Here is a 24,044-nt window from a genome sequence, read left to right as displayed (position 1 = left end):
AGCCGATGAAGTCGTTGAGTGCACGGACGTCTTCGCGAGCAGGCTCGCTCCCACAGGTGTCATGTGTGCGTTCGACCTTGTGCATGAATAAAACAAGAGGCAACCAATGTCCGACATCCTCTGGCAACCCGACGCCAACCGTATCGCCCAATCGCGCATGGACACCTTCCGCTGCGCGGTCAATCAACGTCATCATCTGAAACTCGACGACTACCCCGCCCTGCACCAATGGAGCGTCGAGCAGCGCGCGCAGTTCTGGCAGGCCATCGTCGATACCTTCGATATCCGCTTTCACACCCAGCCCGACGCCGTGCTGCGCGAAGGCGCACAAATGCCCGACGCCGAGTGGTTTCCCGGCGCCACGCTGAACTTCGCCGAACACCTGCTGCGTCGTCGCGACGATGCTGTGGCGGTGATAAGCGTGGCGGAGAATGGCCAGCGCGAGCAGTTGACTTGGGCCGAACTCGCCGAGCACGTCGCCGGGTTTCAAGCGAGCCTGCAAGCCGCCGGTGTTGGCCTCGGCGATCGCGTCGCGGCGTGCATGCCGAATACCTGGCAGACCCTGGTGGCGATGTTGGCCACCACCAGCCTCGGCGCGATCTGGTCGTGCTCCTCACCGGACTTCGGCACCCACGGCGTAATCGACCGCTTCGGTCAGATCGAGCCGAAGGTGTTGATCACCTGCGCCGCTTATCGCTATGCCGGCAAGACCATCGACCAGACCGACAAGATCAACGGAATACTCGAACAGCTGCCAACGTTACGGCAGTTGATCATCGTGCCTTACGCCCAGCCTCAGGCCCAGGTCGAGACTTACCGCACTGGCGCCGACGTGACCTTGTGGGACGAGTTTTATGAGTCGGGCGGCGAACCGGACTTTGTCGCGGTGCCCTTCAACCATCCCCTGTACGTGCTGTATTCCAGCGGCACCACCGGTGTGCCGAAATGCATCATCCATAGCACCGGCGGCGTGTTGCTGCAGCACGTCAAGGAGCACGGCCTGCATTGTGATCTCGGCCCCGGGGACCGGCTGTTTTACTACACGACCTGCGGCTGGATGATGTGGAACTGGCTGGTCTCGGCGCTCGCGGTCGGCAGTGCCGTGGTGCTGTACGACGGTTCACCGTTTCACCCGGACAATCAGCGCTTGCTCGACTTGATCGACGATGAACGCATCAGTGTGTTCGGCACCAGCCCCAAGTTCCTCGCGACCCTGGAAAGCAGCGGTGCCAAACCCCGCGAAAGTCATGATCTGGGCAGCCTGAAAACGCTGCTGTGCACCGGTTCGGCGCTGTCGCCGCAAAGCTACGACTTCGTTTATCGCGACTTCAAACCGGATGTGTGCCTGGCGTCGATGTCTGGCGGCACCGATATCGTCTCGTGTTTCGTCAATGGCAACCCGATGAGCGCCGTGCGTCGCGGCGAGAACATGGGCAAGAGCCTGGGCATGGCGGTTGAAGTCTGGAACGACGCCGGGCAACCGGTGATCGGCGAAAAAGGCGAACTGGTCTGCACCCGGCATTTTCCGGCCATGCCGATCGGCCTGTGGAATGACCCGGACGGAACAAGACTGCGGCAGTCGTATTTCAGCCTGTTTCCCGGGGTCTGGGCACAGGGCGATTACGCCGAACAACGGCCGCATGGCGGGATGCTGATCCATGGGCGCTCGGACGCCGTGCTCAATCCCGGCGGCGTGCGCATAGGCACCGCGGAGATTTATCGTCAGGTCGAGAAGGTCGCCGACGTGCTGGACAGCGTCGCCATCGGTCAGCAGTGGCAGGATGACGTGCGCGTTGTGCTGTTTGTCAGGTTGCGTGAAGGGCTGACACTGGACGAGGCGCTGGAACAACGAATCCGCCAGGTGATCCGCGCCAATACCACCCCAAGGCATGTACCGGCGAAGATCGTTGCGGTGACGGACATTCCACGCACCATCAGCGGCAAGGTTGTGGAACTGGCCGTGCGCGAGGTGGTGCATGGACGGCCGGTGAAAAACACCGATGCGCTGGCCAATCCCGAAGCGCTGGAGCAGTTTCGGGATCGGCCGGAGTTGAGCCTTTGAACCCGGCGCTGGCGCTCTGACAACAGACGCAGGCGGCAGCGCCCGTTTCAGCGGGGTTTGTTCAGCGTAATGACAACCGGCTGAACAATCGCGCTACCGCCACCGGCGTCGAGTGCGCTGCGAATGATCGTCATGTTGCGATCAAACGTGGCTTTGTCTGTCGTCATCTGACTCAGCAACGAAGTGGCTAGTGCAAGGGAGTCGGCATTCTCAAAGGCTTCGGAAACTTCATGGTAGCTGTAGCTTGAGACCGCACCCGATACAGCCAGGAAACCGGACGCAAGATTCAGCAGTTGCGCCACATCCAGTCGCTGGCCACTGTCGCTTTTATACTCCGTGTCGGTGGCGTAGCCGACATCCACGGTCTGCGCACTGCCGTGGAACAGCTCATGGATCAGGTCATCTGCCACCACATCATGGTTGAAGCCCAGATTGACGAAATGCTTGTTCAGGTTGCGAGTATAGATCTCGACAAACGCAATATCAGACGCGTCGCTGGAACTCGCGTTTTTCCACCGCTGGTAGTTGTCCACATCGAACGAAGCGATTGTTTCGTTATGCTTGAACCCATCGAGAAGCGTGTTGCTCATCGAGAAGCCGGCGAAATCAAAGCGAATCAACCGCAGATAATTCACCAGTCGATCAGTAGCCATCTGCGACGTGGTACCGAACAATGCCTGCATCAGCCAATCACGGTCTCGCTTGAACTCATGTCGACTGATGACATCAATGGCGTTGTCGATCTTCGCTCGAGCGCGGGGCAGACTTTTTTCGATGAAATTGCGCGTGTAGCTCACTGGCAGTGTCTTGGGCGAGTACGGCAATTGCAGAGGGGCTTGATACGCGAAGCCTTTCAATGGATTGCCCCACAGATTGCCACGACGGTTCAAGGCATACCATTTGTTGCCACTGCGTGCGGCCAGAACAGCAACAACGTTGCCATTGGTGCCAAGTGGCTTCCAGTGACCCAGCCCCAAATGTGCATTATCGGACGCACTGAACAGATCATAGGATTGACGGCGTCCACTAAGCTTGTGCAACTGGCTGTTCGCGATGGCCACGAGTTCATGGCTGTTTCTGTTAAACCGCAACAAACCCTTGTGAACCAGTTTGCCGCCCGCCTGTATGCCAGAAGGCACGCCATCCAGCGGATTGAAAAGACCAATGGCCGAGGTGAATGCCAACCGGGTAAACCGCGCAGCTTTGGCTGTCGTTGAAATAGCCTTGGCCGAAATGCTCAACACTTTGGAGCTCGCTCCCGCCACCGTTCCGACCAGACCGATACCATCCATCAAACATCCGTAGATCCCATCCACCACCTTGTCGTGTTCGCCCGAGGCAATATCCTCGATGCACTTTTTGAAAGGCACCAACAAGTCAATGAAATAGGTCAGCAATCGATCACCCTCCTCCCTCGAAAGCTCGAGAGGGGTCGGTATGCGAACTATTTCTCTCAGTTCATGTTTATTCAGGTAGGGGCGATTTTGAACCAGAAAATCGGCGATACGGGTGATATTCGGGTCGTTAAATTTTTGATAGAAACCCGGTTTTGGCGTTGAAGGTGTTTGCGGCCCGTGCAGCCTGCCAAAATTATCGATGATGGCCATGCTGCTGGTAATGGAAGCATCTTCGGCAGTGGCATGGGTATAGCGCTTGATGTCGAGCGGGAGGCTTTGAGTCGCTGTAATACTCAGTGGAAACGTCACATCCCCGCTGGCGCTCATTCTTGAGCGTTGCTGCAACTTCCGCTCTCGTTTGATGAAAACAGCCAAGGCGTCATTTCTTCGAGTTTCTGCACGCGATGTGAACAGCTCATAGCAGAGGTCGGTATTGTCGTTGGACGCATACATCACAATGCCAAAACGTCCCGTAGCGGCATCTCTGCTTTGCCGTGTTTCCTGGTCGAGATCAATCTTCAGCGGGCCACTGAGCCGACGCGATTTATGATAAACGGCGGACTCGCGTACCGTGAGGAAGTGAATATCGGCATTCGTGAAGACGTGCAGATCCGCCTCCGGCATCTGCGCCAAAGCGAGTTTCACGGTGGATAACATAGCGCTGTTCAAATCATTGAAATACACGGCCAACTGCCGATCCATCTCCTCGTCACAGGATGCTAGTTTCAATAAATCCGGATAACGTTTGTAGAGGCTGACACCGGACGGGTTGTAGTTGATGGCCGGCTTGGGGATACCGTTAGTAACCAGACGCACCGTACGCCTGTCCCACTGACCAGTGACCAAGTCGCCCGACTGATGCAGGTCGACCATGGACATGACCTGCTGCCCGCCTAGCTCGGACAGTGCTTTTTCGTCCAGAGTGTCACAACCCGGTGCGGCGATTTTCAAAGCCGCACGAGCAATCTTCGCTCTGTCGGGTAACGGCGTCGAAAATGCCCTGGCGATTTGAGCGAATTTCTCCGAGTGTTGCTCGAACGCTTCAACCGCACGGCGGGTGCTGGTTTCCTCCGCCTGCTCAAGATCAGTGGTTGTTACGATCTGATTGATCAGCGCCCAATCAACGATCGGATCGATCATAGCCAGATCACGTTTGTGCTGCTGCGACTCACTGACCGCTTCCAGTTCGCCATAAGCCATGATCTGCGCATAGGTCATTACTCGCGTCGCGCCGAATTTTACACTCTCGGCCAACATGACCGCACGACAGAAACTGATCCACCCGATCGAGCCGAGAGTAATCGACGACGGGATATCCCCGACTAGAAACTCCGGGGCGCTGCGTGCCAATAACAAGTGAGCGACCAGCGGCTCCAACCCAATATCAACCCATTGCATGGTTCGCAGCAAAGTGGTCAGTTCTTCACGCACGACCGATGGGTGACGGTCTACATTGCCCGGCGCATACAGATCAAATCCAACAACACGATTGCGCTGCACGCCATGACCAATAGACGGATCCAGATCAAGCAATATTGCCGTCATCAGCAATTGCCGGAGAATGTCAGCGGAAACCGTTTGCCCTTGGTCAACACCGAACCAACCCAACTCTTTTAGATAGTCGCCGGCAAGCGTCTGTGCAATCGGATGATTGACAAACCCGGTGATGAGTTGGCCAGCGCTCTCATGCGTGACAGCGGCGCGACCGGTTACATTGTATAGGGCGGCCAGGAGTTTCCTCCCCGGCATCAACTTGAAAGTTGCATTACGGATAGCCGAAAACTGATCTTCGCTCAACACGACCCATGTTTTATCTTCAGTTTGAAAATGCTCCCAATAGTTTCCAGGCTCACTCACTTGAGGATTAAATTTGAACAAGGCAATCAGCTCTCTGACCTTCGCCTTGTTCTCTGGCATATTGATGTCATGAAATCGAAACCATTGGTCGAGGGTTATATCGTTGTCGGGCCATATATAACCGCCCGCCACCTCGGCCACATCGGTAATCAATCTTAATGTAGACCGGGTCGGCTCACTGTATTCAAAGTGACGCGCCGCCACCAGATCCACCCAACCGCTGAAGGCACGGACTTCCATCTTGCCGTTAGACGTAACGCGTATAAGCCCATCATGATCGCGCGCCTCTTCGCGGGCGAGCGCACCGATTACCGGGCCAGTTACCAGCAGTTCGTTGAGCAGGAGCCGGCCGGGATTATAGATTTCGTACATCGACGATCCCGCCTGCAATTCCACTTCATGCGCATACCAATTGATCTTTTGATCATCCGAGTATCGGGTTAACGCTTCCTCCAGTTGGGCTAACACCCCTTCGCGTTCAACGGCATCAGCTTCAGAACGATACTTCCATTCGGAAAGTCCAACTGCCGAAGACCAGAATATTTTACTGCGAACTTTATCACTCACACTTAGAACCTCATCAAGTTAACCAGCTGACAACTTCAGCCCGACGACGTTCTACTTTCTTCAAGGTGACCAATCCACCTAAAAAATATGAGGCGTTATTTCACGCCATCATGCAAAAAAACAACGGATCAAATATCAATCCACCAACCCCCAGCCCTCGGACATTGAATCATCGCCGCCACTTGTCTCGCCAGAAAGTTTCATCCGCAACTTCAAATTATTAACCGAGTCCGCACTCTTTAACGCTTCCTGCGCACTGATTGCACCTTCGGCGACTAACGCGAACAGCGCAGCATCAAATGTTTGCATGCCCAGTTCGGCGGATTTTTCCATCACGGGTTTCAGCTCTTCGAACTGACCACGCCGAACCACATCAGCGATGGTCGGCGTGCCCAGCAACACCTCGACAGCAGCCCTGCGTTGCCCGTCCACAGTGCGCACCAACCGCTGCGAGATAAATGCTTTCAGATTATTGCCCAACGTCTGTAACAACTGCGGCCGCCGCTCTTCCGGGAACATATTGATAATCCGGTCGAGCGCCTGATTGGCGTTAATAGCGTGCAACGTCGAGAGGACTAAATGCCCGGTATCGGCGAATGCCAACGCATGCTCCATGGTTTCACGGTCGCGGATTTCGCCGATCAGCACCACATCCGGTGCCTGGCGCAGAGTGTTTTTCAATGCAGCATGAAAACTGCGTGTATCGACCCCGACTTCCCGTTGATTGATGATCGAGCGCTGGTGACGATGGATGTACTCGATCGGATCCTCGATGGTGATGATGTGCCCGCAGCTGTGGCGGTTGCGATGGTCGATCAGTGCCGCCAGAGAGGTTGATTTCCCCGAGTCGGTGGCGCCAACAAAGAGGATCAACCCTTGCTTGAGCATGACGGTGTCGAGCAGTACCGCCGGCAGTTTCAGATCGGCGAAACGCGGTATGTCGAGTTTGACGTTACGAATCACGATCGACACATCGTTGCGCTGCTTGAAGATGTTCACGCGAAAGCGACCAATGCCCGCTCGCGAAATCGCCAGATTCATTTCCAGATCCCGGTCGAACTCCCGTCGTTGCTCGACGTCCATCAGTGAGGCGGCAATGGCGGCGGTCTCACCGTTCTTGAAAGGCTGTTCGCTCAACGCCGTGAGCACGCCATCGATACGCGCACTGGGCGGTGCTCCTGTAGACAGGAACAGATCCGAACCGTTTTTATTGGACAAAATTGACAACAGTGCATCGATTTCCATGGCAAAAAGCACCCGCGAAGCATTCAATGAACAGAAAATGGCCTGCGCCTGGCGCAGATCAACTGCAACAATGATAGACGTCGCCTCACCGAACCACGCTCAGGACTGATGTAATGAATGCTGTACCGAACACCGACGACGCTCAGGCACTGATCGCCCGCACCGACTGGAGCCGTGGCCCGCTGGGTGCTGCCGGCAACTGGCCGCAGAGCCTGCGTACTGCGGTGGACATCGTGATTCACTCGCCCATGCCGATGCTGCTGTTGTGGGGGCCGCAGCTCACGCAGATCTACAACAACGGCTTCGCTCTGCTCGCCGGCCACAAGCATCCGCACGCTTTCGGACAGCCTGCACACCAGATCTGGCCGGAACTTCGCGACTTTACCGACCCGATTTACAGCGCCGTCTTACAGGGCCAGGTACGCACCTACAGCGAAAGACGTTTCACCTTGCAACGGGACGGCAAAGAATCCGACTTCTGGCTGGATCTGACCTACAGCCCGATCCGTGATGAAACCGCGCAAGTGGCCGGCATCCTGGTCACCGCCATCGAAACCAACGAACGCCGGCGCATCGCCCTGGAGCTGCAACGACGCTCCGATGAAAGCCTCAAGGCGCAACGCGAAACCGAGGAACGTCTGCAACTGGCCCTCGCCGCGACCGATGCCGTCGGCACCTGGGATTGGGACATCGGCGAAGATCGCTTTATCGCTGATGCGCATTTCGCCCAACTGCACGGCGTTGATCCCGGCCTGTCCGGCCGATTGCCGATCAGCGATTACCTGCAAGGCGTGCACCCTGAAGACCGCGCGATGGTCGCGCGCAGCATCAAACACTGCATCACCTACGGCACCGAATACGCTGAGGAATATCGCTTGCTGCAAGCCGATGGCGAGGTGCGCTGGGTGTTCGCTCGCGGGCGTTGCTACAAGGATCACCATGGCCGGCCCATGCGTTTCCTCGGGGCGGCGCTGGATCTGACCGAGCGCAAACACACCGAACAGGCGTTGCGCCAGAGCCAGACCGAACTGCAGTTGATCATCAACGCCATGCCGATCCTGATCAGTTATGTCGACCGTGAAGAACGCTTCCGCCTGAACAACGCGGCCTATCTGGACTGGTACGGGCTAACACCGCAGGAGCTTTACGGACGCACGATTCGCGAAGTCATTGGTGAAGAAGCGTATTTCCTGCGCCTGCCTTACATAGCCGAAGCTCTGGCCGGCAGGCCTTGTTCGTTTAGCCTGTACACCCCGCATCGCGATGGCAGCAGTCGTCACGCGTTGATGAATTACCTGCCACGCTACGGGGCGGACGGCGCCGTCAACGGCTTTTATATCTTTGTGATCGACGAGACCGAGCGCAAGAAAACCGAAGAAGCCTTGCGCAATCTCAACGAAACCCTGGAAGAACGGGTCAGCGCCCGCACCGAACAATTGGCCCAGGCCAATCAGCGTTTGCAGAACGAGATGTTCGAACGCGAGCGCGCCGAAGATGCCTTGCGCCACGCACAGAAGATGGAAGCTGTCGGTCAGCTCACTGGCGGTATCGCCCACGACTTCAACAACATGCTCACCGGGATCATCGGCAGTCTCGATTTGATGCAGCGCTATATTGCCAACGGCCGGGCCGACGAAATTGGTCGTTTTACCGAAGCGGCGGTGTCATCGGCCAATCGTGCAGCGGCGCTGACCCATCGCTTGTTGGCGTTTTCGCGGCGCCAATCGCTGGATCGCAAGACCCTCAACGTCAATGATCTGGTGCATTCGCTGGAAGATCTGATCCGGCGCACCAAGGGCGATCCGATCGACCTCAAACTGCGTCTGGCAGAAAATGTCTGGCCGGTCAGCACCGACGTCAGCCAACTGGAAAACGCCCTGCTCAATCTGGTCATCAATGCCCGCGACGCGATGCCTGATGGCGGCGAGTTGTTGATCGAGACCGCCAACGTCTATCTCGACGGCAGTGACATCACCACGCTCGAACCGGTCAAGGCCGGCGATTACCTGATGCTCGCGGTCAGCGACAACGGCACCGGCATGACGCCCTCGGTGCGGTCCAAGGCCTTCGATCCGTTCTTCACCACCAAGCCCATCGGCCAGGGCACCGGGTTGGGGCTGTCGATGATTTATGGTTTTGCCCAGCAGTCAGGTGGCCACGTCAGCCTCGACAGCCTGCCGGGCCAGGGCACGTGTGTGCGCTTGTACTTGCCGCGCTTGTACGGCGTCGAGGCGGAACGGCCGGCTATCGCGCCCATTGAACAAGCGCCGGCGACGGCGACTGGCGAAACCGTGGTGGTCGTTGAAGATGACCCGGCGGTGCGCATGCTGGTGCTCGATCTACTCAGAGAGTTGGGTTATCAAGCCTATGAAGCCGAAGATGCCAAGGCCGCCCTACCGCTGCTGGAGTCAGATCTGCGCGTGGATCTGCTGGTCACCGACGTCGGCCTGCCCGGCATGAATGGCCGGCAACTGGCGGAAATCGCCCGTCAGCATCGGCCGGGTCTCAAGGTGTTGTTCATGACCGGTTATGCGCAGAAAGCCGCCGAGCGTCAGGGTTTTCTCGAGGATGGCATGGACATGGTCGCCAAACCGTTTGCCATTGAGCTGCTCGCCAGCAAGATCCGCACGATGATCAGCCAAACCCCGTGACTTGAGGCATAATCCGCGCCCCGCCGTCACCCCGTTATCAGGTACCGCACGATGAAAGCCCAAGCCCGCCACATTCTGGTGAAAACCGCCGAAGAGGCTGAACAGCTCAAACAACGCATCGCCAAGGGCGAAGCGTTCGATGTGCTGGCGAAGAAATTTTCGACCTGCCCGTCCGGCAAACGCGGCGGCGATCTGGGTGAAGTGCGGCCGGGGCAGATGGTCGGGGCGATTGATGCGGTGATTTTCAAAAAGCCGTTGCGCACCGTGCATGGGCCGATCAAGAGCAAGTTCGGGTATCACTTGGTGCAGGTGTTTTACCGCGATTGACGGGTTGGCTTCAGGGCCCTTTCGCGAGCAGGCTCGCTCCCACATTTGGAATGCATTCTCCTGTGGGAGCGAGCCTGCTCGCGAACCGATTGCGCAGCAAGCGGCCATTCAAGCCTGTTTCGGAATCAATGCCCCCGGCACCTGAATCACCTTGCTGGCCAGCAAGTGCCCGGCCTGCGCAGCCTCTGCCGGACTACCAGCCGATAGTCGACTGGCCAGATACCCCGCACTGAACGAATCCCCCGCCGCCGTGGTGTCCACCACTTTTTCGACCTTCTGCGCCGGCACCTCGAATGACTCGTCATCACAGCGAATCAAACAGGCTTCGCCACCACGCTTGAGCACCACTTCCGGCGTGCCGAATTGCTCATACGCCGCAAACACCGCTTCGCAATCGGCGAAACCGAACAGCGCCTGTTCGTCATCCACCGTCAACAACGCCAGATCGACGTAGGGCAACACACTGCGATACGCCGCGCGCGCATCTTCGACAGAGGCCCACAAGCGTGGCCGGTAGTTGTTATCGAAGACGATGCGCGCATCACGCTGACGCGCTTCGATCAGCGTCTGGATCAGTTTTTCCCGGCCGAGCGCACCGAGTACAGCGAGGGTAATGCCGCTGAAATACAGCACATCGTAGTCTGGCAATGCCGCCAGAATCGGCTCGGCGGCGGGCGTGGTGAAGCAGTCGCGAACCGCCGCTTCGTTGCGCCAATAGAGAAAACGCCGCTCGCCGCTGGCATCGGTCTGGATGCAATACAGACCTGGCAGACGACCCGGTAGACGTTGCACCAGCTCGAGGCCAATGCCTTCATCGGACCAGATCTGGCACATGGCGTCGCTGAAGCTGTCATCGCCCAATGCGGTGACGTAATCGACCTGCGCCTTGTCGCCCATGGCGCGGGACAGGTACACCGCGGTGTTCAGGGTGTCACCGCCGAAGCTTTGCTGCAGGCTGCCGTCGGCGCGCTGCTGCAGTTCGATCATGCATTCGCCGATCAGGGCGATGCGCGGGGTGTTCGGGCCCAGGGGGCTGAGGGTGTTCATCTTGTACTGTCTCTGTTGATGCGCGGGTGTCTGGACTGGCGCCTTCGCGAGCAGGCTCGCTCCCACAATTTGGAATGCATTCCAAGTGTGGGAGCGAGCCTGCTCGCGAAGGCCGCAACTCGGTTTCAAGCCCTAGAAACAGGTCTCCATGCTCTCGATCACCGACAACTGCTCGTCCACCAACAACCCCACACGCCACTTGTCGAACGTCAGGCACGGGTGCGAAGTACCAAAGGAAATGATGTCGCCTACGCGCAACTCAACGCCCGGCGCCACCGTCATGAACGCATGCTGGTCCATCACCGCCGTGACCTTGCACGCGCCAACGTCCTCGCCCACCGCTGGCACCACACCGGCCTTGTAACGCAGCAACGGCACCGGCAAACCGGCATCGAACGCGACATCACGCTTGCCCAGCGCGATCACTGCAAAACCCGGCTCCGGCAACGATTGCACGTGGGCCCAGACTTCCAGCGCCGGGCGCAGTCCTTCGTGCAAATCGCTGCGGCGGTCGAGCACGCAGCACTGCGCTTCTTTGTAGATACCGTGGTCATGCGCGACGTAACTGCCCGGACGCAACACGCTAAGGAAACGCCCGGCGGCGTTCTGCGCTTCGAACGATTCGGCGATCAGGTCGTACCACGCCGAACCCGAGGCGGTGATGATCGGCTTGGCGATCGCGAACGCGCCGCTGTTCTGCAACTGCACCGCCAGACGCACCAGCGACGCAGCAAACTCACGAATCCCGCTGACCGCGTGATCGCCGTGAATCACTCCTTCGTAACCTTCAATGCCGGTCAGGGCCAGCGCCGGTTGCGCGTTGATCGCCTTGGCCAGTTCGATGACTTCCTGCTCGCTACGGCAGCCGCAACGGCCGCCGACCACGCCGTATTCGATCATTACGTTCAGCTTCACTCCACGCGTGGCGAAGTAGGTACCGAGATCGGCAACGTTGTCCGGGTGATCGACCATGCAATAGAAATCGAACGACGGATCGGCGAGCAGATCGGCAATCAGTGTCATGTTCGGCGTGCCGACCAATTGGTTGGCCATCAGCACCCGGCGCACACCATGGGCGTAAGCGGCACGGGTCTGGGTCGCGCTGGCGAGGGTGATGCCCCACGCGCCGGCGTCGAGCTGACGCTTGAACAGTGCCGGGGTCATGCTGGTTTTGCCGTGGGGCGCGAGTTCCGCGCCGCTGTCGCTGACAAACTTCTGCATCCAGCGGATGTTGTGCTCCAGCGCTTCGCGGTGCAGCACCAGCGCCGGCAGGCTGACGTCACGCGTCAGGCGGGCGCCAATGGTGGCGTCGCCCTTTTCTCCAGCAGTATTGATGGCAGTCGTCATGGTCGAACTCCTCACTTGGTCCACGGCCGCAGGCAGCCGCAGTTATTCGTTGATGCGCCGGGCGAGGCTGTTGGCGCTCTCGATCAGTACCCGGCGATAGTCGTTGTAATTGTTCTTCGCATCGGCCCGTGGGGCGACGATGCACAACGTGCAAATCGCTACGCCTTGAGGGTCTTTGACCGGTGCGGCGAAGCAATGGGTGAAGGTGTCGGCGACGCTGTCGAAGGAGAAAAATCCATCGATGCCGGCCTGACGGATTTCCGCGAGAAAACGCTCCAGTGGCAAACGCTCGCCGTCGGGCAGGATGTAATCGTCTTCGTCGATCAGGTCGATGATCTGCTGATCGCTCAAGTGCGCGAGCAGCAGACGTCCGGAAGCCGTCCACGGGATTGGCGCGTTTTCGCCGATGTCGGAGGAAATGCGGAAATGCCGCTCGCCCTCCTTCATCAATGCCACCGTGTATTTGCGCCCGTTGAGCAGGCACATCTGCGCGGTTTCATGGGTCTGGCTGACGATCTCCTGCAAGGCGTGATCGGCCTCGCGGCTGAGATCGAAGTGACGCAAGTGAGCCTGACCGAGAAAGTATAACTGCCGGCCCAGATAGACGTGACCGTCCTTGCCCACCGGCTCCAGAATCCGTCGTTCCAGCAGCGAAGCGACCAGTTCGTAAACGGTGGATTTCGGGCTGCCGATGCCATTGGCGATGTCGTTGGGGCGCAGCGGCTGGCCGATCTCCTTGAGGAAATCGAGGATATCGAACGCCCGGTCCAGACCGCGTGCCCGGCGCTTGATGGTGTCTTCGGTCATTTCAGTGGTTCCCATTCAAAGTCGCCGGATGGTAACTGGCCCTTGGTGTTGTGTCAGTTGGATTGCTGCCCTCACCCCCCGCCCTCTCCCAGAGGGAGAGGGAGCCTGACCGTATCGATGTAAATGTAAGCGTCATACGCAAAATCCGCATCGATACAGATCAGTCCCCTCTCCCAGAGAGATAGAGCCTGACTGTATCGATGCACATGTTGTGATCAGCCGCCAAAAGCTGCATCGATAGAGATCGGTCCCCTCTCCCTCCGGGAGAGGGTTAGGGTGAAGGAAAGCCGTCACTCAGGCCTTTTTCTTGTACGCAATGCAGTCGATCTCGACCTTGCAATCGACCATCATGCTCGCCTGCACACAGGCCCGCGCCGGTGCGTGTTCAGGCTTGAAGTACTCGCCGAAAACCTTGTTGAAACTGCTGAAATCCCGCGGATCGTCCAGCCACACGCCAGCACGCACGACATCTTCCAGGCCATAACCGGCCTCTTCGAGAATCGCGATCAGGTTCTTCATGGTCTGATGGGTCTGCTCGACGATACCGCCAACGATAATCTCGCCATCCACCGCCGGCACCTGGCCGGATACGTGCAGCCAGCCATCCGCTTCAACAGCGCGAGCGAAGGGACGTGGCTGGCCGCCAGCGGCGGTGCTGCCGGTGCCATATCGAGTAATGCTCATGGGTGTTTCTCCTGATTACAAACCGAAAAATTAAAACCGCGTGCTTTTCAGAAACTCAGCCAGACGCGGCGATTGCGGGCGTTCGAACAGCTCCTTGGGAGGCCCCTGCTCTTCGATCCGCCCCTGATTCATGAAAACGATCTTGTCCGAGACCTCGAAGGCAAAACGCATTTCATGGGTCACCAGCAACATGGTCATGCCGTCCTCGGCCAGGCCCTTGATCACGTTGAGCACTTCGCCGACCAGTTCCGGATCGAGCGCCGACGTGACTTCGTCGAACAGCATCAAACTCGGGTTCATCGCAATGGCCCGGGCGATCGCCACGCGCTGTTGCTGGCCGCCGGACAACTGACCGGGAAAGTGATTGCGCCGCTCCAGCAGGCCGACGCGCTCCAGCCATTTCTCGGCGAGCACCACGGCTTCGTCCTTGTGCATTTTCTTCACCTTGAGCAAGCCCAGAGTGACGTTCTGCAACGCGGTCAAATGCGGGAACAGGTTGAACTGCTGGAAGGCCATGCCGGTCATCGCGCGATGGCGGGCGATGACTTTTTCCGCATGCCGCACACGCTTGCCGTTGACCTCGTCATAGCCGATGGATTCGCCGTCGAGCAGAATCTGCCCGCCCTGGAACTCTTCGAGCATGTTCACGCAACGCAGCAGCGTGGTCTTGCCCGAACCGCTGGAGCCGATCAGCGTCACCACGTTGCCGCGCTGCATGCTCAGGTCGACACCCTTGAGCACTTCGACCGCGCCGTATTGTTTGTGCAGGCCACGGATGTCCAGCAACGCCTGAGGCTGTGAAGAAACTTGAGCTTGAGTCATGGCAGGGCCACCCGTTTTTCAATGTGCCGGCCGAGTAACTCGATGCCGTAGTTGATGACGAAGAACAGCAAACCGGCGAACAGGTAGAACTCCAGGGTCATGAAGTTCCGGGCGATGATCTGTTGGGTGCTGAGCAACAATTCGGCGACGCCGATCACCGACAGCAAGGTCGAAGCCTTGACGATTTCGGTGGACGAGTTGACCCAGGTCGGCAGGATCTGCCGCAATGCTTGAGGCAACAGCACGTAGCCGAGGGATTGATAGAACGTCAGGCCGATGGCCTTGCTCGCTTCCATTTGCCCGCGCGGCAACGCTTGCAGCGCACCACGGACAATCTCGGCAACGTGCGAGCCGCAGAACAGCGTCAGGCCCAAGGCACCGGCCTGAAATGCGCTGATCTGCCAACCGAGTGCCGGCGCCATATAGAAGCAGGCCAACACCAATACAAACACCGGTGTACCGCGAATCAGGTCGACGTAAAAACGGAACGGCGCGCGCATCCAGAACTTGCCGTAGGTCAGCACCAGACCGGTGACCACGCCGAGCACAGTGCCGAGCAGAATCGCCAGCGCCGACACTTGCACACTGGTCAAAAAGCCCTGCCACAGCGGTTCACGCGCGACCCACAATTCATGTAACCAACTCGGAGATTCGTACATCGCAGCCTCCTATCGGCGGATCGCCAGACGCTGCTCGAGGTAACGCAGCAGCATGGCAATGAGGTAACAGGCCGCGACATACAACGCCGTGGTCACCAGCCAGGTTTCGATCACCCGGTAGCTTTCGACGTTGATCTTGCGCGCGTAATAGGTCAGCTCCGGCACCGCAATCGCGGCCGCCAGCGAGGTGTCCTTGAACAGCGATATGAAGTTGTTCGACAGCGCCGGCAACACATTGCGCAGCATCACCGGTACGGTGACGTAAGCCTTGACCTGCCACTCGCCGAGGCCGATGGCCAGTCCCGCTTCGCGCTGGCCCTTGGGAATGCTCAGCAAACCGCCACGGAACACTTCGGTCAGGTACGCCCCGGCATACAACGACAGGGTGACGATGAACGACGGAATCTTGTCCAGCCGAATGCCCAAGCTTGGCAAGGCAAAGTAGATCAACAGAATCAACACCAGAATCGGCGTGTTACGCACCACCGTGACGTACACCGAAGCCAGCACCCGCAAGGCGCGATGCTTTGAAAGCAAGGCAAACGCCATCAGCAGGCCGATCACGCAGCCGATGGCGATCGACACCAGCGCCAGTTCAAGACCCAGACCGAGCCCCGCCAGCAAGGTGTCGAAATCGCGCCACACGGCGGCAAAGTTCAACTGATAGTTCATGGTCAGCAGTACCTTGAGCGGGGCGACGGGAATCGCCCCACTCTCACGGGATCATTTGAATTCGACTGGGAAACCGATCGCTGGCGACGGCAGATCTACACCGAACCATTGTTTGAACGACGCCGCATAAGTCGGGAATTCAACGCCGGTCATGGCTTCATGCAGTGCGGTGTTGACGAAGTTCAGCCAGTCCTGATCGCCACGCTTGACTGCGCAGGCGTAGGTTTGCGGGCTCCACGCATAGCTTGGGCTACGGTAGCGGCCAGGGTTCTGCACCATCAGGTATTTGACCGAAGACTGGTCGGTGGCGGCGGCGTCGGCGCGACCGGAGTTAACGGCCTGATACATCAGATCGACGCTGTCGTACTGATCGACCTTGGCCTTCGGCAAGGCCTGATGCACCAGTTCTTCGGCGTAGACGTTTTGCAGCACCGCCACGGTGACGCTGTCGCCGGCGGCTTGCAGGTCTTCGATTTCCTTGTACTTGCTGTTGTTCGGCAACAGCAGGCCAACGCCTTCGCGGTAGTACGGCAGCGTGAACGCCACTTGCTGCGCGCGGCTGGCGGTAACGGTGATGAACTGGCAGCTCATGTCGACCTTGTCGGTGAGCAGATTGGGAATCCGCGCATCGGACGACTGCACCACGAACTCGACCTTGCTCGGGTCGTTGAACAGACCCTTGGCGACGATCCGCGCGATATCGATATCAAAGCCCTGCAACTTGCCGTCCGCACCCTGAAAGTGCCACGGCGCATTGGTGCTGCCGGTGCCCACGATCAACTTGCCACGGGCCAGAACACTGTCGAGCTTGCTGTCGGCTGCCTGGGCCATACCCATGACAGCGGACGAAGCCGCAAGAACAAAAACACACGCTTTGAACAACGAAGGACGGCGATGCATGGCAAGCACTCCAGGATGGTGTTTATTCCGCTATACCGGAACACGGTTTGTTACTACGGAATAGACAGCAGAAAGTGTGCCACAGGATTGTTGGATAATCTGTAGTGCAATGAAATGGTTTAGAAATCAAAGAGATGCAGAAAGGGACAGTGACGTTGTTGCCCAAGGCGCCAACACGACTCGCTACCGTTGGCTACACGCGCGGGGTATTCGCGCCACATTTCGAGGCGCCTCGCACAAAATGAGGCGCGGTGCACCTGTCAACTCTGACAGTAGGCGGAAGGATCTTGCTGGATTACCGTCAGTGGAATCAGTAGCGTCGTAAAAACGGAGATTTTCATGACTCTGAACGTCCCACTGTCCACTCTGCATCCCACCTACCGCAAAGCCCTGAAGACCTGGCGCCCGGTGATCCTGTATTTCGGGAGCGACCGCTGTCCCGCGTGCGAATGGGCCGCGCCGGTGTTTCGCGAGATCGCAGAGCCCTATCGGCTGATCGCCTGTATCTACATGCTCAACACCAGTGAATGCCCCCGTTGTGCGCTGGTCACGGGCACGCCTACCGTGCTGTTCTTCCAGAACGGCAAACTGGTGAAAAAACTCAAAGGCATCGGCACCGAAGAAACCCTCGCACGGGATTTCGCCGAGCATATCGGCAAGACCAAAGCGCCCGTTGCCGTCCGCAAACAAACGCATGATCTGCCTTGGCTGCGTCATACGCTTCGCACTTTGCGCACCGTTGCACGTGCGCGCCTGCGGAGTCAGTGCTGAACGGGGTGAATCCAGGCCTTTTCAGAAAACTCCAGCTCATAGGTCATCTATCGAGACCTTGATGGTGGGGTCGTTTTCTCGCTCCTTGCAAAGCGCGATCAACTCCAGATCATCAAGACGCGTCATCATTGCCTCGTACTCTTTGGCAGGTACGCAATAAAACGCTGGTTCATTTCGGTTGAGAATCGCTACGGAGCGTCCACCTCCAGCAGCCACGGTGCCCATCGGATTTTTTTTCAATTCGGAAATACTCGCTACTACGTGGGAAAGAACGATGTGTGCCATTAAGGTGCTTCCTGAAGTACTTTTAGTAGCACCTAAAATAGCACCTCTGAAGTTCTTAACTTCGATCCATTTGACGATACCACGTGATTTCCAGCGACGTTTCTGCGTTGTCCGTCAGATGTTTCTCGCACTTGGGTGGGAACAGGAAGGATCGCTACACTGTTCATCAGTGAATACTGCGGTGCCTGAGCCAAAGCATTCGCGAGCAGGCTCACTCCCACATTTGAAACGCGTTCCAATGTGGGAGCGAGCCTGCTCGCGAAGAGGCCGGCACAGTTAGTAGAGAACTCAAGTATTACGCGGCAGCGCGCACCAGCAACACCCGCGTCACCCGCCGCTCTTCCACCGCTTTGACCGTCATCTGCCAACCTTCAAGCTCCAGACGGTCACCGATCACAGGCAATCGATCCAGCAGGCTCATCACCAACCCGGCCATGGTTTGATAATCCTCGGTCGGCGGCGCACCAAACCCGGTGCGTTGGCGCACACGCGCCAGGTTCAACGCACCACTGACGATATAACCGCCCTGCTCCTCGACGACATCCGGGCCTTCGATTTCGCTGGCATCCGGCAACTCACCGGCAATCGACTCGAGAATGTCGGTCATGGTCAACACGCCGACGAAATCACCGAATTCGTTGACCACAAAAGCAATGTGAGTCGAGGCTGCGCGCATCTGCTCCAGCGCGTTGAGGATCGAATAGCTGTCGAGCAGGTTGATGGTCTTGCGCGCCAGGTGCTCCAGATTCGGCTCGGTGCCGGCCAGATATTCCTTGAGCAGTTCCTTCTTGTGCACGAAGCCCAAAGGCTCATCCACCGCGCCGTTACGAATCAACGGCAGACGCGAGTAGGACGAGTGCATCAAGCGGATGCGAATCGCCTCGCGATCATCGGCCAGATCAAGGGTGTCGACATCGGCACGCACCGTCATCAGCCCACGTATCGGGCGCTCGGCCAGTTGCAGCACGCCGCTGATCATCACCCGTTCGCGACGATCGAACAGTTCGGCACTTGGCGCATCACCGTCATCAAGCAGATCGGAGATCTCCTCGCCGACCTCCTCCGCCGCCAGTTTGCGCCCGCCCAGCAAGCGCAGGACCGCATGAGCCGTGCGCTCGCGCATCGGCCGCAGGCCCTGCATCGAACGCTTGCGGCGTGCCCGGGCAATCTGGTTGAACACCTCGATCAGAATCGAGAAACCGATGGCGGCGTACAGATAACCTTTCGGAATGTGGAAGCCCAGACCTTCGGCCGTCAGGGCAAAACCGATCATCATCAGGAAGCCCAGACACAGCATGATCACCGTCGGGTGCGCGTTGACGAAGCGCGTCAGCGGCTTGCTGGCAACGATCATCAAGCCAATCGAGATGATCACCGCGATCATCATCACCGCCAGTTCATCGACCATGCCCACGGCCGTGATCACCGCATCCAGCGAGAACACCGCATCAAGCACCACGATCTGCGCAACGATCGGCCAGAACATGGCATAAGCGGCGTTGGTCGTGCGTTCACCGACGTGGCCTTCCAGGCGTTCGTGCAACTCCATGGTCGCTTTGAACAACAGGAACACACCACCGAACAGCATGATCAGGTCACGGCCGGAGAAGCTCTTGTCGAACACCTCGAACAACGGCTGCGTAAGGGTCACCAGCCAGGAAATACTCGCCAACAGGCCAAGGCGCATGATCAGCGCCAGCGACAGGCCGATAATCCGCGCACGGTCACGCTGATGCGGTGGCAGTTTGTCCGCCAGAATTGCGATGAACACCAGGTTGTCGATACCCAGCACCAGTTCCAGCACGATCAATGTCAACAAGCCCAACCAGGCCGTGGGATCCGCTAACCATTCCATAAAACGTCTCTATCTCTCTCGGTGAATTCAGGCTGCCGGACACGGCAAAGCGCAACGCGAAGGCTCTGGAGCCGCGTTAACAACGATAGTCGGATGTCGGAAAACTGGATGCTGCGAGTGCGTCAAGACCGCGCCATGGCGCGAGGGGAAGGTGCGACTGGGAGGCTCCGAGAGGGTGTTCATGTAAATCCTGAATGAAAAATGGCCTTGGAGCGTACAGGCTTTGGGAACATTTCCTACAGCGGCAAATCATTTCAAAATCTGTAATCAGCACCGAATACCTCTGTAGGAGCTGCCGAAGGCTGCGATCTTTTGATCTTGTTTTTTACAATTAAAATCAAAAGATAGCAGCCTGCGGCAGCTCCTACAGTACGGTGTCAACGTCCGGCAAAGCGCAGACGCGACAGCTGGCGCAAATCCCCTTCGATGTAGTAATCGTTGGTCCAACTGTCGCCTGCCGCCAATGGACTCACCTGTTTCAACGCCAGTTTCTTCGCGAAATAACGGAAGCGGTAATGCTCGTAGAACCGCAGCAATTCCAGACCATAGCGGTCGGCCAGATCGGTATCGCCGCGAATGATCAGGTAGTTTTCATCATTGCCGTTACTGGCCGAAGCGCTGAGGTTGTGGCTGCCGCTGATGATCGTCGGCGTGTCCGTGGTGAAGTCGGTAACCACCGCTTTGGTGTGCACCAGCAGATTGCCTTTCTGACCTTTCATGTTCTCGCGCAACCAGCCTTCCAACCCAGTGTTGAGCAACGCGGTGGCGGCGAATTCAGCGCTGCGGTCGGCATGAAACCCAGTGATGCGGCTGGCGGTGTTTTGCAGGCCATAACGCAAAATCTCGTCGTGGGGCTGGCCGAGTAGCGCGTTGAGAATCGCATCCGGCAGCGAAAACGCCGTGACGAACAGCACGTCCTTCTTTGCCGCGCTGATGATGCTCTCGAACGCCTGCAGGTCAGCCCCGCCGGTACGCGGTGAAAACCCGACAAACAGCGGCTGCTGCGGGTTCATCGGGTTGTGTTCGGTGATCCAGTCGCGGGTGACACCGACATCATCCGGCTGTACCCAGATCTGCTCGAACGTTTGCAGATAACTGGCAGCAACCGATTCGTCGTCCAGCACATGCACCACGTTGGCCTGCCGATAAACCCCGTTGGCGGTGAAATTGGTGCTGCCACACAGAACCGCTTCAGGCTGCTGCTCCCCACTGGCGTCGGCGCGGCTGAGAACGATGAATTTGTTGTGAAAGATGTTGTGGGTCACTCGCCCGCGTTTGCTCGCAGGAGGCAGCGCCGCCAGGCTTGCTTCGTTGATCGTAGTGTCTTCGTCATCCGGCCGGGCGTGATACAGCACCCGCACCTGCACACCCCGCACGAACGCTGCGTTCACCGCATCGATGATCGCCTGTAACTGGTATTCGTAGATGGCAATGTCCAGCGCCCATTGGCCATCGACCGCACGCTCGATAAAACCCAGCAAGCGCCCGAGCAAGCCGTTTTCCAGCCACTGACGGGCCGCATCCGGCCAGGCTTCGATGGGCATGTTTTTATTGGCGCTGATCTGCGCGTCGAGGTCGGGAAACTTGCGCTGGAATGCCTGACTGGCGGCAACGGCGCGATTGAAAATAACACTTTGATTGCTCGGGTGACCGTCATCGGAAGTGATCGTCAGCTCCAGCGATTCGCCCAACTGCACGGCATCGGCAGTGCCGTAGGCCAGGTGCACGCGATAGTGAAGGGTCATGCCCGGATTGACCGCGTAATCGGCCCAGCGAAATCTCTGCAGCGGCGCGATATCGCTCGGTGTGGCGTGGAACTGGGGAAAGGTGTGCGCCTTATTCGGGAAGGTCAGGCTGTTGAACAGGAACAACCAGGGTTTGGCGCCCTGCTGCTTTTCGATGGCGAAACCCAGCAGGCCCTGGCGCCGTGGTTCGGCCAGATCCATGGCCAGCAGCACGCCGTTGGTGCCGGCGTAGGCTTTGACACGGAAATCGTCTTGATGGTTTTTGACCAGTACGCGCATCGCTCACTCCTTGTGATTGGGCTGGGGGGGGGCAGCATAGAGCAGGGATGCGGGTTTTGAGTGTTCGGCTCTAGACCGGGTCGATGCAATCGCGAGCAGGCTCACTCCTACAGGGGAACGCATTCCAAATGTAGGAGTGAGCCTGCTCGCGATTGCATCGACCAGACACAGAAGGTATCAGAGAGAATTCAGCTCATCGATATGTCGATACTCTGCACTCAACGCTGAAGCCAGATCCCGCGCCCGCCCCAACCGGATCGGTCCTCGCTCGATATCGATCAACAAGCCCGGGCATTCCAGCGCCGGCAATCCTGACCACTGTTTCAAACGCCCATCGGTCACCACCAGCAAACGTTGCTGTTCAGCGGGAAAGCGCTTGCGCCGCACTGCCAGCCATTGCTCCGCCTGCATCAGTGCCGCCATTAACGGCGTGCCGCCGCCAGCTCCCAAGGCTTCCAGCCAGACGCGCAAGCCGCTCGACGCCTTCAACCCTTGCACCTGCCATCGCGGCGCCGAACCACTGGCGGTCAGCAATGCCAGCCGCGCACGCTGGCGATAGGCATCATCGAACAGTTGCGCGAGCAGGCCTTTGGCATCGCTCAAGGCGTGATGACGCCGCGTCGAGCCTGAGGCATCGACGATGACCAGCCACAGTTCATGCGGCGAGCGTGTGCGCAGTTGGAACAGCAGATCTTCACGTACTCGAGGACGTCCATTGAGCAGCGTGCCCGGCCAGTTCACTGTACCGCCACGAGCGGCATGACGCTTGCCTTGGCGTCCGTTGTCCAGCCGCCCGGCGCGGGGTCTGGCATTCGCCCCCGCGTCGGATCGGGGGCGAATGCCTAAGGCTTTTTTGGCCAGCTCGGCACTTCACGACGAGCGCCAGTAGCAAGCGCGGGCGCCGGAAGGTCGCCCCACTGGCCCTGCCCTTCACTCGGCGAGGCTTGAGTTTCGGCCGGCGACTGCGCCGGTTGTTGCGGACTCGAAGGCGCTTGCTCACGGCGACGATGGCGCAGGGCAAACTCGGCCACGGCATCAATATCCTCTTCGCCAATCTCCTCAGCGCCGCGCCAAGCCGCATGGGCGCGAGCCGCGCGCAACCAGACCAGATCGGCACGCAGACCGTCGACGCCGGCGGCAAAACAACGCTCGGTGATCTGCGCCAGTGCGGCGTCGTCCAGCGCAATATTGGCCAAAACAGCGCGAGCATTTTCGCAACGCACACGCAGGGCTTGTTGCTCGGCTTCCCACTGCGCGCAGAACGCTTGCGGATCGCTGTCGAAATCCAGTCGCCGACGAATGATCTGTCCGCGCTCGGTCGGCACCGTGTGCCCACTGAGGGCGACGTTCAAGCCGAAGCGATCAAGCAGCTGCGGACGCAACTCGCCCTCTTCCGGGTTCATGGTGCCGATCAGCACGAACTTCGCCGAATGCCGATGGGAGATACCGTCACGCTCGATCAGGTTGGTACCGCTGGCGGCAACGTCGAGCAGCAGATCCACCAGGTGATCAGGCAGCAGATTGACTTCATCGACGTAGAGCACACCGCCGTCAGCCTTGGCCAGCACGCCCGGTGAGAATTGCGCGCGGCCCTCGCTGAGCGCGGCGTCGAGGTCGAGGGTGCCGACCAGACGTTCTTCGGTGGCGCCCAGCGGCAAGGTGACGAACTGGCCGCTGGCGAGCAGATCGGCCAGGCCACGGGCCAGAGTCGATTTGGCCATGCCACGCGGCCCTTCGATCAGCACGCCGCCGATTTTCGGGTCGATGGCGGTGAGGCACAGGGCGAGTTTCAGGTCATCGGCACCGACCACGGCGGAGAGCGGGAAATGCGGGGTGTCGGTCATTTGGGTTTTCTCTGTCGTGGTCATTGGTGTTCTTGGCGTTGTGGTGTGTCAGTTGGGATGGCCCTCACCCTAGCCCTCTCCCGGAGGGAGAGGGAACTGACCGAGGTGTTCTTTCAAGGTACGCCGACCTGATATATCGAGCCGAGCTCAAGTTTTGACAGCAACATAGATCGGCCCCCTCTCCCTCCGGGAGAGGGCTGGGGTGAGGGTAGCTTTTGACT

Annotated in this window: 19 protein-coding genes; 4 read left to right on the top strand and 15 right to left on the bottom strand. The window is 58.6% G+C overall.

Annotated elements, in window-relative coordinates; translation table 11 throughout:
- Positions 1-106 precede the first annotated feature (106 nt).
- Positions 107-2,062, top strand: a complete 1,956-nt coding sequence (locus AC5SEM_RS09640; RefSeq protein ID WP_495472797.1) for an acetoacetate--CoA ligase — start codon at positions 107-109, stop codon at positions 2,060-2,062.
- A 47-nt stretch (positions 2,063-2,109) separates the two neighbouring features.
- Here AC5SEM_RS09640 and AC5SEM_RS09635 read toward each other — a convergent pair whose 3' ends face one another.
- Positions 2,110-5,883, bottom strand: a complete 3,774-nt coding sequence (locus tag AC5SEM_RS09635) for a hypothetical protein (RefSeq protein WP_495472796.1) — start codon at positions 5,881-5,883, stop codon at positions 2,110-2,112.
- A gap of 135 nt (positions 5,884-6,018) precedes the next feature.
- Complete coding sequence (locus AC5SEM_RS09630; protein WP_495472795.1) at positions 6,019-7,128, bottom strand: PilT/PilU family type 4a pilus ATPase; 1,110 nt, start codon at positions 7,126-7,128, stop codon at positions 6,019-6,021.
- 113 nt (positions 7,129-7,241) lie between these two features.
- On the opposite strand from AC5SEM_RS09630, the gene AC5SEM_RS09625 reads away from it, so the two are divergent.
- Complete coding sequence (locus AC5SEM_RS09625) at positions 7,242-9,779, top strand: hybrid sensor histidine kinase/response regulator (protein WP_495472794.1); 2,538 nt, start codon at positions 7,242-7,244, stop codon at positions 9,777-9,779.
- Between the two features lie 51 nt (positions 9,780-9,830).
- Complete coding sequence (locus AC5SEM_RS09620) at positions 9,831-10,106, top strand: peptidylprolyl isomerase (RefSeq protein ID WP_007912322.1); 276 nt, start codon at positions 9,831-9,833, stop codon at positions 10,104-10,106.
- Positions 10,107-10,214: 108 nt separating this feature from the next.
- Here the strand turns inward: AC5SEM_RS09620 and kdgK are convergent, their stop codons facing one another.
- The 8 genes from kdgK to AC5SEM_RS09580 form a co-directional block, all read right to left on the bottom strand.
- Positions 10,215-11,153, bottom strand: a complete 939-nt coding sequence (gene kdgK, locus AC5SEM_RS09615; protein WP_495472793.1) for a 2-dehydro-3-deoxygluconokinase — start codon at positions 11,151-11,153, stop codon at positions 10,215-10,217.
- Between the two features lie 132 nt (positions 11,154-11,285).
- Positions 11,286-12,500 carry an amino acid deaminase gene (locus AC5SEM_RS09610; protein WP_495472792.1) on the bottom strand — a complete coding sequence of 405 codons (1,215 nt, stop codon included), beginning with the start codon at positions 12,498-12,500 and terminating at the stop codon, positions 11,286-11,288.
- 42 nt (positions 12,501-12,542) lie between these two features.
- Positions 12,543-13,307, bottom strand: a complete 765-nt coding sequence (locus AC5SEM_RS09605; protein WP_034154292.1) for an IclR family transcriptional regulator — start codon at positions 13,305-13,307, stop codon at positions 12,543-12,545.
- A 294-nt stretch (positions 13,308-13,601) separates the two neighbouring features.
- On the bottom strand, positions 13,602-13,991 hold the full coding sequence (locus AC5SEM_RS09600) for a RidA family protein (RefSeq protein ID WP_007912330.1): 390 nt from the start codon (positions 13,989-13,991) through the stop codon (positions 13,602-13,604).
- A 30-nt stretch (positions 13,992-14,021) separates the two neighbouring features.
- Positions 14,022-14,813, bottom strand: coding sequence for an amino acid ABC transporter ATP-binding protein (locus AC5SEM_RS09595; protein ID WP_110719164.1), 792 nt, complete (start codon positions 14,811-14,813; stop codon positions 14,022-14,024).
- Positions 14,810-15,472 carry an amino acid ABC transporter permease gene (locus AC5SEM_RS09590; protein WP_495472791.1) on the bottom strand — a complete coding sequence of 221 codons (663 nt, stop codon included), beginning with the start codon at positions 15,470-15,472 and terminating at the stop codon, positions 14,810-14,812. The genes AC5SEM_RS09595 and AC5SEM_RS09590 overlap by 4 nt, the downstream gene beginning before the upstream one ends.
- A gap of 9 nt (positions 15,473-15,481) precedes the next feature.
- Positions 15,482-16,144, bottom strand: coding sequence for an amino acid ABC transporter permease (locus AC5SEM_RS09585; RefSeq protein ID WP_460091167.1), 663 nt, complete (start codon positions 16,142-16,144; stop codon positions 15,482-15,484).
- Positions 16,145-16,195: 51 nt separating this feature from the next.
- Positions 16,196-17,044 carry a transporter substrate-binding protein gene (locus AC5SEM_RS09580; protein ID WP_007912334.1) on the bottom strand — a complete coding sequence of 283 codons (849 nt, stop codon included), beginning with the start codon at positions 17,042-17,044 and terminating at the stop codon, positions 16,196-16,198.
- Positions 17,045-17,383: 339 nt separating this feature from the next.
- Between AC5SEM_RS09580 and AC5SEM_RS09575 the strand changes: the two genes are divergently transcribed.
- Positions 17,384-17,815, top strand: a complete 432-nt coding sequence (locus AC5SEM_RS09575) for a thioredoxin family protein (RefSeq protein WP_495472790.1) — start codon at positions 17,384-17,386, stop codon at positions 17,813-17,815.
- A gap of 36 nt (positions 17,816-17,851) precedes the next feature.
- On the opposite strand, the gene AC5SEM_RS09570 is transcribed toward AC5SEM_RS09575, so the two are convergent.
- The 5 genes from AC5SEM_RS09570 to AC5SEM_RS09550 form a co-directional block, all read right to left on the bottom strand.
- The gene (locus AC5SEM_RS09570) at positions 17,852-18,100 is read right to left on the bottom strand and encodes a type II toxin-antitoxin system Phd/YefM family antitoxin (RefSeq protein WP_038368375.1); all 249 of its coding nucleotides are present in this window, start codon (positions 18,098-18,100) and stop codon (positions 17,852-17,854) included.
- Positions 18,101-18,395: 295 nt separating this feature from the next.
- Positions 18,396-19,955 (bottom strand): TerC family protein, encoded by a 1,560-nt coding sequence (locus AC5SEM_RS09565; protein WP_495472789.1) that lies wholly within the window; start codon positions 19,953-19,955, stop codon positions 18,396-18,398.
- A gap of 377 nt (positions 19,956-20,332) precedes the next feature.
- Entirely contained in the window at positions 20,333-21,979 is a 1,647-nt protein-coding gene (locus tag AC5SEM_RS09560; RefSeq protein ID WP_495472788.1) for a phospholipase D-like domain-containing protein, read from the bottom strand.
- A gap of 177 nt (positions 21,980-22,156) precedes the next feature.
- Positions 22,157-22,819 (bottom strand): vWA domain-containing protein, encoded by a 663-nt coding sequence (locus tag AC5SEM_RS09555; RefSeq protein ID WP_495473457.1) that lies wholly within the window; start codon positions 22,817-22,819, stop codon positions 22,157-22,159.
- Positions 22,820-22,821: 2 nt separating this feature from the next.
- Positions 22,822-23,823 carry a magnesium chelatase ATPase subunit I gene (locus AC5SEM_RS09550; protein WP_495472787.1) on the bottom strand — a complete coding sequence of 334 codons (1,002 nt, stop codon included), beginning with the start codon at positions 23,821-23,823 and terminating at the stop codon, positions 22,822-22,824.
- Between the last annotated feature and the right edge of the window lie 221 nt (positions 23,824-24,044).

This window comes from Pseudomonas sp. CH61 (assembly GCF_059429415.1).
This window is presented reverse-complemented; position numbering and strand designations above follow the sequence as displayed.